Here is a 15,994-nt window from a genome sequence, read left to right as displayed (position 1 = left end):
CTCACCTATTCCTCAGAAGTCGCGGTGGCGGGGCGCGCCCTGGCGGGCGTCGTCCCCTCGCCGGCAAACGGCGCAAGGCGGAAGGCGACGCGCGTCGGTGCCAGCGGCACGCGGTATTGGGGGAGCGGCTTGCCGACCTCGCTCCACTGCGTATCGCCGCCGACACCCCATTGCGCGCCATCGATCAGCAATGTCACCTGGCCGTGCGGCACGACGTCGGTGCTCTTCCACGTCCCCAGCACGTGACGATCGAGATCGGCATAGGGGAAGGCGAGCGCGTTGATCATCAGCGGCGTCTCGCCGCTGACGCGAAGCCCGCGCCCGGCACCGCTCAGTTCCATCCAGCGGACGTCGACCTTGTTGCCGGTCTCCTGCGGGCGGATATAGTCGTGGTTCTGCGCCGCGATCGCGCCGCGCCACAGCCCGATCGGTGCCGAGGTCTTGCGATCGACATAGCTCTCGTGCGGGCCCCGCCCATACCATTCGACGGTCTTGATGTCGGTCGGCATCGCGAACGCCAGCCCGACGCGGAACGGCGGCGGCAGGTCGGTCTTGAGCGGGGTAAGCTGGCCCTCGACCGAGACGCTGCCGTCGCGCGCCATCGCATAGGTCGTCACGAACCCGGCCGCGCCGTCGCCCAGGCCATACTCGATCCGCACCGTCGCGGCACCATCCGCAGCCTTGCCGCGGGTAACGCTGCGCACCGTCCGCGTCTCGCTCATGCTCTTCCAGACCGCCAGCTGCTTGTCGGTGCCGATGCCGATATCGTTGTCGGTCACCGCGCGCCAGAAATGCGGCGCGCCCCCACTCGCGAGCAGAACGCCGTCTCGCGCGTAGCTGCGGACGAGGCCGGTCTTGCGGTCGATCGCGAGCGCCGCCGTGCCAGCCGACAGCGTGATCGCGCCGCCTGCGTCCTTCACCCCGACGTCGGAGCCTGCGGCCGGTGCAGCGGCAATCGCGGCCGCACCGCCCATCGGGAACTGCTCCCAACTCACCACATGCCCGGCCGGCACGAGCGGGACCGCATCGGCCTTCGCCGTCGCGCGCACCGTCACGAAATATTCCGAGCCCGGCTTGCGCACGATCGGCCCGAGCGGGAGCGCCACCGCCTGCGTGGCATGCGCGGCGGTCGTCATCGGCGGCAGCGCACCATGCGCGATCGGCACGCCGTCCTCCTCGACCTCCCAGTCGAACGTAAAGCCCGACAGGTCGCGGAAGTCATGCCGGTTGCGCACCGTGACCGTCCCGGTCGCAGCGTCGAACGCCTCGAACCGGATCGGCGCATAGACCTTGTCGATCTCGTAGAGCGCCGGGTTGGGCGTGCGATCGGACTGGAGCAGGCCATCGCCGAACTCGATCTCGCCGCCGGGGTTCGGACCATATTCGCTGCCGTCGCCCCAATAGCGGCGACCGTCCTTGGTATGGCGGTACATCGACTGGTCGACCCAGTCCCACACGAACCCGCCCTGCAACTTGTCGGGATGCGCGTAGATCGTGTCCCAATATTCGGCGAGATCGCCGCCCGAATTGCCCATCATGTGCCCGTATTCGCACTGGATCATCGGCTGTTTGAAGTTCCAGTTGGTCGCGTAGTCGGCCATCTTCTCGGCGCTGTCGTACATCGGCGCATAGATGTCGGCATACCAGTTGGGCCGGTGATCGCTGACCCCGTCCCAGGTGCCCCAGCCCAGATAGCTGATCAACCGGCCGGGATCGCGTGTCTTCGCGGCAGTCGCGGCGGCGGCGAAGTTGGGCCCGATCCCGGCCTCGTTCCCCATCGACCAGAAGATGATCGACGGATGGTTCTTGTCGCGCTCGACCATGTTGGCGACGCGGCTGACATGCGCGTCCTTCCACGCCGGATCGAACCCGACCTGCATCGCGGCGCGCTGTTCGGGATGCTTGTTCGCGTAATCCATGTACGCGTGGCTCTCGATATTGGCCTCGTCCATCACGTACAGGCCGTATTCGTCCGCCAGCGCGTACCAGCGCGGATCGTTCGGGTAATGCGACGTCCGCACCGCGTTGACGTTGTTGCGCTTCATCAGTTCGATATCGCGGCGCATCGACGCTTCGGAGATGACGTGGAACGTCTCGGGATCATGCTCGTGGCGGTTGACGCCGCGAATGATGATCGGCTTGCCGTTGACGCTGACCAGCCCGTTCTTCATCTCGACGGTGCGGAAACCGATCCGCTGCGGCGTCGCCTGGACGATTTTGCCATCGGCACCGACCAGTTCGACGAGCAGCGTGTAGAGATTGGGCGTCTCGGCCGACCACGGCTTTACGCCCGGTATCGTGCCACCGAGCGTCACGGTCCGTTCCGCCGTCCCCGGCGCGACCCGCACGGCCTTCGTCAACAGCGTGCGATTGCCGTCCATCAGCGTCATCCGCGCGGTCAGTGCGGTCGTCGCGGGCGTGACCGCGATCTCGGTCGACAGCACGCCGTCGCGGTACGCCGCATCGAGCCCGGCATGAACGAACAGGTCGCGGATGCGCGCCTTGGGCGCCGCCATCAGATAGACTTCGCGCTCGATCCCCGACACGCGCCAGAAATCCTGATCCTCCAGATAGGACCCGTCGGACCAGCGATGGATCTGGATCGCGACGACGTTGCGCCCCGCGGTCATGACCTTCGTGACGTCGAACTCGCTCGGCAGCTTCGAATCCTCCGAATAGCCGACCTTCTTGCCGTTCACCCACACGTCGTACGCCGAACCCGCCGCACCGATGTGAAGGATCACGTCCTGCCCCGTCCAGCCCGCGGGCAGCGTCACGTCGCGCCGGTACGACCCGACCGGGTTGGTCGCATGCGGTATCAGCGGGCGGTTGGCCGGAAATGGATAGGTGATATTGAAATACCGCGCCTGATCATGGCCCTCGGCCTGCCAGTCCGCCGGGACCTTGATATCGACCCAGCGCGATACGTCGTAGGCCGGTTGTTCGAACCCGGCAGGCACGGCATCCGACGATGGCGACAGCGCGAACTTCCACAGTCCGTCGAGGCTGAGAAACCGCGCAGATTTAGCCGGATCGCCCGCCATCGCGGCGGCGCGCGTCTCGAACGGAAAGCTGGTGGCGGACGCGGGCATCTTGTTGCGCGCGAAGACCGCGGGGTTTTCCCAGTCGGGGCGCGCCGCATCGATCTGCACCGGCTGGACCCGCGGCGCGTCCTGCGCGGCGACACCGGCGGTCAACGCCAGCATGCTCGCGCCGATCACTATGCTCGAAACCTTCACCCGTTCCTCCTGTATGATGCATTCGCACCTTATTTGTCGGACATTATCGGTTTACGTCCGCGACGCAATCGCGCCGGCGCAATGACGCGCGATAAATTCTGCGTGCGGCGGCATCCGCGCCGCGGCCGCCGCGGTCACCGCGGCGATCCGCGCCAGCCGGGCCTGCGCGTCGTCGACCGACAGACTTGCCGCGAGCGGATCGCACCCCTCGGCGCGAAGCCCCTGCCCGTCCATCACCGCCAGCCAGCTCGTCTTGCTGAACAGGTCGTCGGACTCGCGGAACACGCGTCCGGTCGCCTGGTAGATCCGGATACGTTCGGCGAGCGTCTCGGGAACCGCCATCGTCCGGACGTGATCCCAATAGGGCGTGTCGGCACGCTCGGTCGCGTGGAAATGGAGGATGATGAAGTCGCGGATGCTGTCATATTCCGCGGTCATCAGGCGGTTGTACCGGCGGATGTCGGCCGCCTCGAAATCGCGGTTCGGCAGCATCTCCAGCAACCGCGCGATCCCGGCCTGGATCAGATGGATGCTGGTCGATTCGAGCGGCTCGAGGAACCCGCTCGACAGGCCGAGCCCGACGCAGTTCTTGACCCAGAATGCATCGCGCCGCCCGGTGCGAAACCGCAGCGTCCGGGGATCCGCAAGCGGCTCTCCGTCGAGGTTGGCAAACAAGGTCGCGGTCGCCTCGTCCTCCGACAGATGAGCGCTGGAGAACACATAGCCATTGCCGGTGCGGTGTTGCAGCGGGATCCGCCACTGCCAGCCCGCGGCACGTGCGGTCGACCGGGTAAACGGCGTCGGGGGACCGTTCGACGCAGTCGGCACGGCGATCGCCCGATCGTTGGGCAGCCAGTGCGACCAGTCTTCGAAGCCAGTGCCGAGCGTTTCGCCCAACAACAGCGATCGGAATCCCGAGCAGTCGACGAACAGGTCCGCCTCGATCCGCGCGCCCGATGCCAACGTGACCGCTTCGACAAACCCATCGGCTGCCCTCAGCGACACGTCGACGACGCGCCCTTCGCGCCGCACGACGCCGGCCGCTTCGGCATGCGTGCGGAGAAACCGCGCATACAGCGACGCATCGAAGTGGAATGCATAGCCGATCCGGTGCAACGGCGTGTTCCCGCCATCGGCCAGCGGCCGCATGAACCGCCCGTCCTTCGCCGCCTGTGCGCAGATCGAGTACGCCTCCAGCGGATCGGCCAGACCTTGCGTGCGCAGCCGGTGCCACAGTCCTTCGAACGGGACCGCGCCGATATCGGTGCCGTAGACGCCGAAGGGATGGAAATACCGCGTGCCCGGTCGCAGCCAGTCGACGAACTCGATCCCGAGCTTGAAGCTGCCCATCGTCGCCTTGACGAAGGCATCCTCGTCGATCCCGAGCAGCGCGTTGAACGCCTGGATCGGCGGGATCGTCGCCTCGCCGACGCCGACGGTGCCGATCTCCTCGGATTCGACGAGCGTGATCGCGACATTGTGCGTGCCGAGTACCCGCGCCAACGCGGCCGCCGCCATCCATCCTGCGGTACCGCCCCCGATGATCGCGATGCTGCGCAGCGCCCTGTCGCTCATGCCGCAGTCCGGCCCGTGAGAAAGAGATTGCCGGTGAGGCGCCCGCGTCGCGGATCCGCCGCGGCGGCATCGACCGTGTCGATCAGCCCCGAATGCAAAAGCGCGGCCCGGTACAAGATCAGCCGGTCTGGCTTGGCCGCAACCTCATGAATCCGCGCGAACAGCGGATCGTCGATCGCAACCGGATAGCCGGTGGGGAGGTTGGCCGGGTCGACCATCTCGGAGTCGAGCGTGGCCTGATAGCCCGCCGCCCGCGCCGCATCGACGGTTTCGAACCCGGTAGCGCGGTGGCGAAAGAAGCCCGTGCCGCCGTGCCGTTCGCCGCACAGATAATGCACCGTCGCGAACTGAAGCCGGTCGACCGCGTCGACGTGCGGCACGCGCTGATCGGGCGTCAGTGCGGAAGGATCGGTCGTCACGAGCGAGAAATTGCCGCGCGCCCGCACCGGCATCACAGCGCCGACACCGAAATACTCCGCGATCAACGGCAGCACGAGGCGCACCATCCGGTCGATATAGTCGGCAGGAGCAGGCCCGAGCAGCCCCGGATAGCCGATACCGACCGACGCCGCGCCCGCGAATGTCGAGCGTGTAGCGGCATAGTCGACCAGGGCGTCGATGTTTCCGAACGCGCGATCGACGACGACCACGGGTTCGCGCTCGTTACCGATATACTGGACCGACACGGTGTGGTCCGCGGTCCTTTGCTGGATCGTCATGACCGAATTCATATCCGAAAAAATACCGGCGTGGCAGGGGAACGCCACGCCGGCAGAGGGGGACGGGAAGATCAGTAGGTGGCGCGCAACGAGAAGCCGAAGCGGCGATCGTTGAGCGTGTATTGCAGCGGCTGGCTGGTCGTGCCGATGTACGTCACGTTCATCCGGTTGGTCAGGTTCACCGCATCCACCGAGAAGGCGAAATGTTCGTTGATGTTGTAGCTGATCGAGCTGTCGAGCGAGGCATAGGGCTTCTGGAACTGCGGTATGCCATTGGCGCCGCTGCCCGACGTGGTGTCGAGATACTTGCCGCGCCAGCTCCACGCCAAACGCGCAGTGATCGGCCCCTTCTCGTACAATCCGACCAGATTGTAGCTGTGCTTCGACAGCTTCTCGAGCGGCACCTGCGTCGGGATCGCCGACCCGGTTGTCGCAAACGGGTTCGAGACGCTGCTGTCGACGAAGGTGTAGTTGGCCTGGATTCCGAGGCCCTTCAACGCGCCCGGCAGGAAATCGAAGAACTGCTGATAGGCGGTCTCGAAGCCCTTGATGTTACCCTTGCCCGTATTGACCGTCGTGCCGATGTCGTAGGCGGTGCCGTTGAACGTCTGGACGACCGTGCCGCCCGCGAGGAACCCGTCGACCTTCTTGTAGAACGCCCCGAACGTGAACGAGCCAGTCGGCGCGAAATACCATTCGAGCGTGCCGTCGAAATTGGTCGAGGTGATCGGCTTCAGATACGGATTGCCCGAGCCACCGCTGGGTCGACCCGTGATCGGGCTAACGACCGTCGCCGCGTTGAGCGTGACGTTGGTCGACAGCTGATCGAAATTCGGCCGCGCGAACGATTTGCTGAACGCGAAACGCGCCTGCAGCTTCTCGGTCAGATGCGCGCGCAAATTGAAGCTCGGCAGCGCCTTGGTGTACTGGCGGTTCACCTCGAGCGGCGCGAGCGTCCCGTCGCTGTTGAAGACCGTCCCCTGCGACCCGGTCTTGGTCTGCACCACGCGCACGCCCGCGGTACCGTCGATCTTGAGCCCGGCGATCGCGGTCTCGTAGTCCGCCATCACGTACCCGGCGACGCTGCGCTCGGTCTGGTGATTGAGGTCGCCCGGGGTGAACGCGGTCTTCGACGTGCCGCCGAACAGCGCTTCGGTCTTCGTGATGCTGTCAAACAATCCGCTGCCCGCGGCAAAGCTCGGATAGACGATCCCACCCGGCAGCGTCTTGCCATCGAAGAAGTTTTTCGAAGGCCCGCCCATCGTCAATTCGGGATGCGCGGAAACCGGAACGAAGGGGATCCCCGCGGCGGACTGGCAGCTTGGATTGGGACCAGTCGGCAGCAGGCAATAGGCATTCCACGTGCCACGCAGGTCGACGGTGCTGTCGGCATACCGCGCGCCAACGCGCAGCTTTTGCAGCACGCTGCCTTCGACATCATATTCGAGGTCGTATTGCAGCGCGAGCTGATCGGCATCGTTCCGCGTGATCGAATCCGCGATGTAGGTGAAGGCATAGTTGTTCGGATCCGACAGCAACGCGGGGTTGCGCACGTTCCACACCGGACGAGATCCGCGCAGATCGAAATCGACGATGCTCTGGTTCTTGGCCGAATACGGGGTCTGCCCGGTCTGGTCGTACAGCGAGACGACGAACCCGTTGCGATCGGCATCGTACGACGACTTCAGATATTGCGCATCGAACTTCATGTGCAGCCGGTCGGTGACATCCCACTTCGCATTCAGCGTATAGTTGCCCGTGGTGTTCGTCAGATCCTGATCGTACCGCGCGGATTCGAACACCTGGTTCGACAGCGAACCCGACGTCGCATAGCCGGCCGAATCGAACGTGAACGCCGCGCCGTCGGTCGGCGTCGTTGCCGTATTGCCGTTGTTGTTGAAGTAATAGTATTTGCCCTTACGGGCGAACTTGTACCGCGAGTAGAGCGCCTGCGCCGTCAACAGGAAGTTGGGCGCGGCCTGCCACTGAAACGCGCCGGCGATGCCTAGTCGATTGCGGTTGCCGCCATCGTCATAGATCTGCTCGCCGAACGGCACCTGCGCATTGGCGGGGGCGCCGGGAATATTGCTGGGCTTCGGGACGGGGCCGAACTGGCCGATCAGCAACGCGTCCTGGCGATAGGCGCTCTTCGCATAACTGGCGTTGAGCAGGATGCCCATCTCGCCGACGCCGGTCTGGAAGCGGTTGCTATACAGCGCCGATCCCGACCCGCCGAACTTGTCGGCACGGTCGTAATAGTTGCCCTTCAGCGTGGCGCTGACCAACTGGCCCGGCGAATCGAACGGCAGGCGCGTGCGGATGTTGACGACGCCGGCGACATCACCCTCGATCGTCGACGAAGGCGGGTTCTTGAACACGTCGATACCCGACAGCAATTCGGGCGGCACCGCTTCGAGGTCGAGTGTGCGACCACCCGACGCGGAGATCGCCGCGCGCCCGTCGATGAAATTGCTGACCTGCGTCAGACCGCGGACGGTGATCGCCGGCTGCGTGCGGTGATCGAAATCGGTCGCGCCTTCGCCGTAGCGGCGCTGGATCTGGACGCCGGTGATCCGCTGCAACGCCTCGACCGTGTTCGCATCGGGAAGCTTGCCGATATCCTGTGCGTTGACCGAGTCGACGATCTGGTCGGATTGGCGCTTGATCGCCTGAGCGGACCGAAGGCTCTCACGAACGCCGGTCACGACGATGTCGTCGTTCGAGACGCCCTGCGCGGCGGCCTGGTCGGCGTTCAGCGTGCCACGCTGCTGGTCGGCGGAGGTCTGCGCGGGAACCGGCGGCGGCACGGGCGCAGGGGCAGTCTGCGCGAACGCCGGCGTGGCGGCAGGCATCGCGATGCCCGCGATTACGACCAGCGATCCGCCAATCAGCATGCGCGTACGAAACGGAACCATGAACGATCCTCCCCATCAATATGTTGCCGCCACGTCGAGGGCCGGAACCCTGCTTGTCGGTCTATTGTCTGACTTATTACCAACTTGGTATTGTAGGACAAGTGCTATTTTTTGTACGATGCGTCATCGCAGTTGCGACACGCCACCAACGGTGGCTGTGTCGTGACGAAGCGTGCGACACAGCGTAACGGGGATGGATGGACATGGTTGACGCACCACGGGGACGGCCCTCGCACACGCAATTGGCGCGCGAGCTCGGGATTGCGATCGTCACCGGCGTGCACCCGGTCGGATCGGTGCTTCCCGGCGAGCACGAGATCGCGATCCAGCGCGGCGTCTCGCGCAGCCTCGTCCGCGAGGCGTTGCGGATGCTCAGCGCCAAGGGCCTGCTCGAGAGCAAGCCAAAGGCCGGCACCCGGATCCGCGAGCGTGCCTCGTGGAATCTACTCGATCCCGACGTGCTCGCCTGGATGTTCGAGGGCGAACCCGCGGTCGGCTTCGTCCACAGCCTGTTCCAGCTCCGCCTGATCGTCGAACCCGCCGCCGCCGAGTTCGCCGCCGCACTGCGGACCTCGCGCCATGTGTCGCGGATGGGTCATGCCCTGGAGCAGATGCAGGAACACGGTCTCGCCAGCCCGATCGGCCAGGCGGCGGACCAGACCTTCCACCACGTCATCCTAGAGGCGACGCAAAACGAGCTGCTGGTCAGTCTGGCGGGCAGCATCGGCGCCGCCGTGCGGTGGACGACGATCTTCAAGCATCGCCAGACCCGCAAACCAAGCGACTCGATGCCGCAGCACCGTGCGTTGTTCGACGCCATCGCCGAAAGCGATCCCGCGGGTGCGCGGGCCGCAACGATGGCGCTGATCGCGCAGGCCCAGGCGGATACCGAATTGTCTTTGCGCAACTGATCCCAAGCGAGTCGCGTGAAGAGCCGTTCCCGGCTTCACGCCGACCTTGAGCCATCGCATTCCATAGATACGCGCGACCACGTTGACCTTCCCGATCGACGCACTAGTCTGACAAGTCATGAAAAGGATCGCAGCCAGTAGCGCGCGACCTGCGAACGGGAGACGAGAGCATGACGATTACGCGCCGCACGATGCTGTCCGGCAGCGCTGGACTTGGCCTCGCCTCGCTCGCTCCAGCCCCCCTCGCCGCCAAGGCCGCAGGACCGACGCTCGCGCCGACCCCGCCGATGGGCTGGAACAGCTGGAACAGCTTCGCGACGACGATCACCGAGGCGCAGGCGATCGAGACCGCACGGATCATGGCGCGCACCTTGCTCCCGTCGGGCTACGACATCTTCACCGTCGACATCCAGTGGTACGAGCCCGAGGCCAAGAGCTACACGTACAACGCCGCCCCAAAACCGAGCCTCGACGCCCATGGACGGCTGATCCCCGCCCCCAACCGCTTTCCGTCGAGTGCCGACGGCAAGGGATTCCGCAAACTCGCCGACACGGTGCACGCGCTGGGATTACGCTTCGGCGTCCACCTGATGCGCGGCATCCCCCGGCTGGCGGTCGAGCGCGACCTGCCCATACTCGGCACGAAGACCACCGCGCGCGCGATCGCCGATACGTCGAGCATCTGCTCGTGGAACCCCGACATGTACGGCGTCGACATGACCAAACCCGGCGCGCAGGCCTATTACGACAGCGTGTTCGCACTGTTCGCATCCTGGGGCGTCGATTTCGTCAAGATGGACGACATGAGCCGCCCCTATGATGCACACGCCCCCGAGATCGAGGCCGCCGCCACCGCGATCCGCAAGACCGGCCGTCCGATCATATTAAGCCTGTCGCCCGGCGAAACGCCCGTGCCGCGCGCCGATCACGTCGCGCGACATGCGCAGATGTGGCGGATTTCCGATGATTTCTGGGACAGCTGGCCGATGCTGGAGGCGCAGTTCACCCGGCTCGAAAACTGGAACGCGCACCGGCGGATCGGCGGCTGGCCCGATGCCGACATGCTCCCGCTCGGTCGCCTGTCGCTCGGCGAACGCGATACCAAGTTCACGCCCGACGAACAGCGTACGCTGATGACGCTCTGGTCGATCGCACGGTCGCCGCTGATCATGGGCGGCGACCTGCGTCATCTCGACGCGCCAACGCTGGCGTTGCTCACCAATCCCGAAGTGCTCGCGGTCAACCAGGCAAGCCGCGACAACCAGCCGCATTTCGTCGCGGACGACACGCGCGTCTGGTCGGCGCGTCCTGCCGCCGGTGCGGGCACCTATCTCGCGCTGTTCAATACCGGCAAGGCAGCACGCGACGTTTCGGTCGATCTCACGATGCTCGGGATCGCCGGCGCCGCCAAGGTCCGCGATCTCTGGACCCGCACCGATACGGGCGTCGCCAAAACGCGCATCACGCGGAGACTGCCGTCCCACGGCGCCGGGCTGTACCGGTTGACCGCGGCATGATCCGCCACCTGATCGCAGGCCTCGCGCTGGTCGCGACGCCGCTTGCCGCTCAAACCGTATCGTCCCCACCATCCGCCGAGCCGAACGTCGCGCTGACGATCCGGCCCGCGGTCGATCGCCCCGGAACAGAGTTCGAAGGCTGGGGTACCGCGCTCGCTTGGTTCGCCAACGTCACCGGGGGCTATCCCGATGCGACGCGCGAGCGGCTTGCCGACCTGTTCTACGGCAAGGACGGCCTCGGCTGGACGATCGCACGGTATAATATCGGCGGCGGTAATGCCGCAACGACGAAGCCCTATCTCCGCACCGGCGCGGCGGTGCCGGGGTTCTGGCGCCAACCGGCAGGCGCCGTCGGCAACGACTGGTGGCGGCCCGACGATCCGGCGATGTGGAACTGGTCCGCGGATGCCAATCAGCGCTGGTGGCTCGACGCGATCCGCCGCCGCGTGCCGTCTCCGATCTTCGAGGCGTTCTCCAACTCGCCCCCCTGGTTCATGACGGTCAGCGGCAAAGTCTCCGGCGCGGTCAAAGGCACCGACGACAATCTTCGCGCCGGACAGGAGCGCCCGTTCGCCCAGTATCTCGCGCGCGTCGTCGGCGAACTCGAGCGCCGCCATCACATCCGCTTCCGCACGCTGTCGCCGGTAAACGAGCCCAACACCGATTATTGGTTCGCAGCGAACACGCAGGAGGGCGCGCACTGGTCGCCCGCGCGCCAGGCGGCGATGATCGATGCCTCCGACGACGCGCTGAAGGCGGCGGGGCTGAAGACCCGGATCGCCGCCCCGGACGAGACGAATTCGCACCTCTTCGTGACCGATTGGGCCGGATATCCAGCCGCGACCCGCGCCCGGATCGGCCAACTCAACGTCCACAGCTATGGCACCGTTCACCAGACCGCGGTGCGCGATATCGCCCGCGCGTCGGGTATCCGGTTGTGGATGAGCGAAGACGACACACCGCTCGACAAGGATCCCGAATCCTTCACCGACATGGCCTCGGCTCTAGCGTTTGCCGAGCATGTCGTCGGCGATCTCAAACGACTGGAGCCCGCGGCCTGGGTGTTCTGGCAGGCGGTCGAAAATCTCAGTGCGAAGGACGGCAAGCCCGGGTCGAACTGGGGGCTCGTCAAGATGGACCTCGCCGCCGCACCGTCAGCGCCACATCCGATCCGGATCTCGCCAAAATACTGGGCGATGGCCTCGTTCAGCCGCTACATCCGGCCGGGCTATCGTCTGGTTCCGGTCGACGATCCCGATACGGTCGGCGCGGTGTCGCCCGATGGACGCAAGATCGTGCTCGTCCACGTCAACGGCGGATCGATCACGCGTCGGCTGGCGGTCGCGCTCCCGCACGCAACCCTGCGCGACGTCGTCGTCACCGATGCGCGCCATCAGGCGGTCAGCGTCGGCGTTCCCCGCGACGGCAGGATCGATGTGGCGCCGAGATCCGTGACGACCCTGCTGTTCGACGCAGACTGATCGAGCACGGAGGAAGCTTCGGTTCGAACGGCTAGATCCGCTCTTTCTCCGTCATGCCGGACAAGTTCGATGGCTATTCCTTTCGCGCAAGCAAGACGTGTGTCCCCGCGAAGGCGGGGATCCAGCCTGGGCTCCCGCCTTCGCGGGAGAACAAAGAAGCGCGTCGGCTCGACGGAGAAAAGCGCGTTCAAACTAAACGTCGCTCCGAGCTAGCCGGCCGCCGACGCCCCCCCGCCGCGGCCCTTCCAGGATAAAATACGATTGTCGCCGAAGCGTCATCGAAGCGTCGCGAGCCCGTAACGTCCGACGGCAATGGCGAACGCGAAGCTGCACTAGAGCGGCTTGGGGACACACCATGAACCGTCTTTCCAGCCTGCTCGCGGGCGCCGCCCCATATGCCATCGCAGCGTGTGCGTTCGCCGCACCGCTCTCGGCACAGACCGCCACCGATCCATCGGCCACGCTGGCGACCGACGCATCGGCGACGGCAACGGCACCTGGAACGGACGGCGCGGGCGGGGACATCGTCGTGCTCGGCTTCGGCCAGAGCCGCCAGGTCCAGAGCGTCAACGCCGCCGACATCGCGCGCCTGACGCCGGGTTCGAGCCCGCTCAAGGCGATCGAAAAGCTGCCGGGCGTCAATTTCCAGGCCGCCGATCCGTTTGGCGCCTATGAATGGGCGGTCCGCATCTCGCTGCGCGGGTTCAACCAGAACCAGCTCGGCTTCACGCTCGACGGCGTGCCGCTCGGCGACATGAGCTACGGCAACGTCAACGGCCTGCACATCAGCCGCGCGATCATCTCCGAGAACGTCGCGCGCACCGACGTCGCGCAGGGCGCCGGCGCGCTCGGCACCGCCTCGACCAGCAATCTCGGCGGCACGATCGAGTTCTTCAGCGACAAGCCGCGCGACGTCATGAACGTAACCGGCGGCGGCACCTATGGGTCGGACAACACCTACCGCGCCTTCGCCCGCATCGACAGCGGCGATCTCGGCAGCGGTCTGAAAGGCTATTTGAGCTACGGCTTTCTCTCGACCGACAAGTGGAAGGGCGACGGCGTCCAGCGCCAGCACCAGGCGAACGGCAAGATCGTCAAGGATCTGGGCAGCCTCGGCTCGCTGACGGCGTTCCTCAACTTCTCGGATCGCCGCGAGCAGGATTATCAGGATCTCAGTCTCGACATCATCCGCCGCCGCGGGCTGCGCGACGACAACATCGCCGACAACTACCCGTTGGCGTTGCAGATCGCCAAGGTGGCACAGAACCAGGCGGCCGTCGCGGCCGGAAAGACGCAACCCTGGGCCGGCGCCGGCACGACCTTCCCGGCCGGCTTCGGTACGGTCGACGACGCCTATTACGATGCCGGCGGTCTGCGCCGCGACTATCTCGGCGGCGTCACGTTCGACGCCAACCTGACGCCCGAACTCACGCTCAGCACGACCGGCTATTATCACGACAACAAGGGTCAGGGATCGTGGATCACGCCGTATTCGCCGACCCCCGCGGGCGCGGCGAACGCCGACGGCACGCCGATCACCGCGGCTAGCCCGCTCGGCTTCCGCACCACCGAATATGCGATGAAACGCGGCGGTGCGCTCAGCAACCTCGCCTATGTCCGCGGCGCCAATACGCTCGAACTGGGCGGCTGGTACGAGACGAACACCTTCACCCAGGCGCGCCGGTTCTACGGGATGACCGACAGCGCCACGCCGAACCGCGATACGCTGGAGTTCCAGAGCAACCCGTATGCCACGCAGTGGGACGGCAAATACACCACCGACACGATCCAGTATCATGTCGGCGACACGATCCGCCTTGCCGACGACCGTCTGGTCCTCAACGCCGGCTGGAAGGGGTTCTACGTCACCAATCGCGCGATCATGTTGCCCGCGACCGCCTCCCCACTGGCGGTCGGCAAGATCAGTGCGAAGGACTGGTTCCAGCCACAGGCCGGGATCCTGTTCAAGCTGACCCCGGGTGCCGAACTGTTCGCGGACTATAAGGAGAACGTCCGCGCCTATGTCTCGTCCGCGACGACCGGTCCGTTCTCGACCACCCAGGCCGGGTTCGACGCGATCCGGGGCCAGTTGAAGCCCGAGCGCTCGAAGACGGCCGAGGGCGGGCTTCGTTTCCGCGAAGGCCCATTCCAGGCGTCGGCGGTCGGCTATTACATCGACTTCTCGAACCGCCTGCTGGGCTTCTCCAACGGCGCGGGGATCATCGGCAATCCGGCGACGCTGAACAACGTCGGCAGTGTCCACACCTACGGCGCCGAGGTCGCGGTCAACTACCGCATCTTCACGCCACTCTCGCTGTTCGCCAGCTACTCGTACAACAAGTCGAAATACGCCGACGACGTGTTGTCGGCGAGCGGCGCGGTGCTGGTCGCGACCGATGGCAAAATGGCGGTCGATAGCCCCGAGCACATGCTCAAGGGCGAGATCGTCGTCGAACAGTCCGGCTTCACCGGTCGGGTCGGTGCCGACTACATGAGCAAGCGCTACTTCACCTATCTCAACGATCAGTCGGTGCCGGGCCGCGTGCTGGTCGATGCGAGCATCGGCTACCGCTTCGAGGGCGAGGGTGCGCTACACGGCGTGTCGATCCTCGGCAGCGTGACCAACCTGACCGACAAGAAGTATATCTCGACGGTCGGCACGAACGGGTTCACCGCCAGCGGCGACAACCAGACGCTACTCGCCGGCACCCCGCGTCAGGTGTTCATCTCGTTGAAGAAGGGCTTCTGAGAACCGGGCGGATCACGTGTTCGCCGCGTGATCCGCCCGCTTTTACGGTAGAATGATAGGACGTCCACGCGCCGCGTAAGGCGCTTGTAAGACGATCGCGGCATCGGGTGGCATCGTCGCGACGCGTCGTCGTCTGGCTCCTCGGCAAACCGGGATCCAACCGGCGGCGTATCCTCTTCGGAAGGCGAAGACCTCGCCCGTCGCGACATCCGTACCGAGGATGTTGTCCATGCCCGTCTGGCATACTCTGCAATCCGACCAGATCGTGGTCACGCAATCGGGTCTTCACGTCGCCGCGATGGTCCGGACGATCGCCGTGAAGGCCGTCCTCGATCCCGATGCCGCGACGACCACGATCGCCGAGCCGCTCGCCAAGCGTCTGCCGCATATGCCCGATCACGCCGCGCGGACCGCGACGACCGACCCGCTCCCGCTGCGCCCGACCATCGACGTCAAGCTGCGCTCGACGTATCGGTCGATCTCACAGGCGAAGTTCGGCGCGGTCGCACCGGACAGCACGATGCTGGACGTCGGCCGCGATGTCTTGACGCACGAAATGCTGCGGCTCGATTTCGCAAGCGGTCGGATCGCAACAGTAGGCAAGACGGATATGGCGTCGCTGGGCAGCCGCTCCGTTCCACTCCGCCTCACGCTCACGACGGACGGCTACAGCGCGGCATGGGGTGATAGCCCGATCCCGTTCCATGCGGACGCGGCGCGCCAACCGGCGAGCGTCGTTCGTACCGTGACATACGGCGCGCTGACGCTTCCGGTCCATGACGATGGTCGAGGCGGGCGCTGGATCGGCTGGGATGCCTTTGCCGGCAAGCGGATCGTCCTCGACCTGCCGCACGCCACGATCTGGATCGAAAAGCCGGGCGGCTGACG

At 65.7% G+C, this 15,994-nt stretch carries 9 protein-coding genes; 5 read left to right on the top strand and 4 right to left on the bottom strand.

Annotated features, from left to right (window positions below; genetic code table 11):
• Positions 1–5 precede the first annotated feature (5 nt).
• From C8J43_RS11715 to C8J43_RS11700, 4 genes are all read right to left on the bottom strand, one after another.
• Positions 6–3,206 carry a glycoside hydrolase family 2 TIM barrel-domain containing protein gene (locus C8J43_RS11715; protein ID WP_133031439.1) on the bottom strand — a complete coding sequence of 1,067 codons (3,201 nt, stop codon included), beginning with the start codon at positions 3,204–3,206 and terminating at the stop codon, positions 6–8.
• Between the two features lie 84 nt (positions 3,207–3,290).
• Positions 3,291–4,814: a tryptophan halogenase family protein gene (locus tag C8J43_RS11710; protein ID WP_133031050.1), complete on the bottom strand. Its 1,524-nt coding sequence runs from the start codon at positions 4,812–4,814 to the stop codon at positions 3,291–3,293.
• Positions 4,811–5,545: a DUF6445 family protein gene (locus C8J43_RS11705; RefSeq protein WP_133031049.1), complete on the bottom strand. Its 735-nt coding sequence runs from the start codon at positions 5,543–5,545 to the stop codon at positions 4,811–4,813. The genes C8J43_RS11710 and C8J43_RS11705 overlap by 4 nt, the downstream gene beginning before the upstream one ends.
• Before the next feature lie 59 nt (positions 5,546–5,604).
• The gene (locus C8J43_RS11700) at positions 5,605–8,448 is read right to left on the bottom strand and encodes a TonB-dependent receptor (protein WP_243645551.1); all 2,844 of its coding nucleotides are present in this window, start codon (positions 8,446–8,448) and stop codon (positions 5,605–5,607) included.
• 203 nt (positions 8,449–8,651) lie between these two features.
• On the opposite strand from C8J43_RS11700, the gene C8J43_RS11695 reads away from it, so the two are divergent.
• The 5 genes from C8J43_RS11695 to C8J43_RS11675 all read left to right on the top strand — a co-directional run bounded on the left by C8J43_RS11695 (position 8,652) and on the right by C8J43_RS11675 (position 15,992).
• Positions 8,652–9,359 (top strand): FadR/GntR family transcriptional regulator, encoded by a 708-nt coding sequence (locus C8J43_RS11695; RefSeq protein ID WP_133031048.1) that lies wholly within the window; start codon positions 8,652–8,654, stop codon positions 9,357–9,359.
• A gap of 170 nt (positions 9,360–9,529) precedes the next feature.
• Entirely contained in the window at positions 9,530–10,876 is a 1,347-nt protein-coding gene (locus C8J43_RS11690; RefSeq protein WP_133031047.1) for a glycoside hydrolase family 27 protein, read from the top strand.
• Positions 10,873–12,357, top strand: a complete 1,485-nt coding sequence (locus C8J43_RS11685; RefSeq protein ID WP_133031046.1) for a glycoside hydrolase — start codon at positions 10,873–10,875, stop codon at positions 12,355–12,357. The genes C8J43_RS11690 and C8J43_RS11685 overlap by 4 nt, the downstream gene beginning before the upstream one ends.
• 355 nt (positions 12,358–12,712) lie before the next feature.
• Positions 12,713–15,106: a TonB-dependent receptor gene (locus C8J43_RS11680; RefSeq protein WP_133031045.1), complete on the top strand. Its 2,394-nt coding sequence runs from the start codon at positions 12,713–12,715 to the stop codon at positions 15,104–15,106.
• Between the two features lie 229 nt (positions 15,107–15,335).
• Complete coding sequence (locus C8J43_RS11675; protein WP_133031044.1) at positions 15,336–15,992, top strand: hypothetical protein; 657 nt, start codon at positions 15,336–15,338, stop codon at positions 15,990–15,992.
• Positions 15,993–15,994: the final 2 nt, after the last annotated feature.

It is taken from the genome of Sphingomonas sp. PP-CE-1G-424 (genome assembly GCF_004341085.1).
Classification (GTDB): Bacteria; Pseudomonadota; Alphaproteobacteria; order Sphingomonadales; family Sphingomonadaceae; genus Sphingomonas.
This window is presented reverse-complemented; position numbering and strand designations above follow the sequence as displayed.

Bases quoted from the DNA above. Each gene is read 5' to 3' on its own strand.
- C8J43_RS11710 (WP_133031050.1), bottom strand. From the start codon at position 4,814: ATGAGCGACAGGGCGCTGCGCAGCATCGCGATCATCGGGGGCGGTACC.
- C8J43_RS11680 (WP_133031045.1), top strand. From the start codon at position 12,713: ATGAACCGTCTTTCCAGCCTGCTCGCGGGCGCCGCCCCATATGCCATC.
- C8J43_RS11705 (WP_133031049.1), bottom strand. From the start codon at position 5,545: ATGAATTCGGTCATGACGATCCAGCAAAGGACCGCGGACCACACCGTG.
- C8J43_RS11700 (WP_243645551.1), bottom strand. From the start codon at position 8,448: ATGGTTCCGTTTCGTACGCGCATGCTGATTGGCGGATCGCTGGTCGTA.
- C8J43_RS11715 (WP_133031439.1), bottom strand. From the start codon at position 3,206: ATGCTGGCGTTGACCGCCGGTGTCGCCGCGCAGGACGCGCCGCGGGTC.
- C8J43_RS11695 (WP_133031048.1), top strand. From the start codon at position 8,652: ATGGTTGACGCACCACGGGGACGGCCCTCGCACACGCAATTGGCGCGC.
- C8J43_RS11675 (WP_133031044.1), top strand. From the start codon at position 15,336: ATGCCCGTCTGGCATACTCTGCAATCCGACCAGATCGTGGTCACGCAA.
- C8J43_RS11685 (WP_133031046.1), top strand. From the start codon at position 10,873: ATGATCCGCCACCTGATCGCAGGCCTCGCGCTGGTCGCGACGCCGCTT.
- C8J43_RS11690 (WP_133031047.1), top strand. From the start codon at position 9,530: ATGACGATTACGCGCCGCACGATGCTGTCCGGCAGCGCTGGACTTGGC.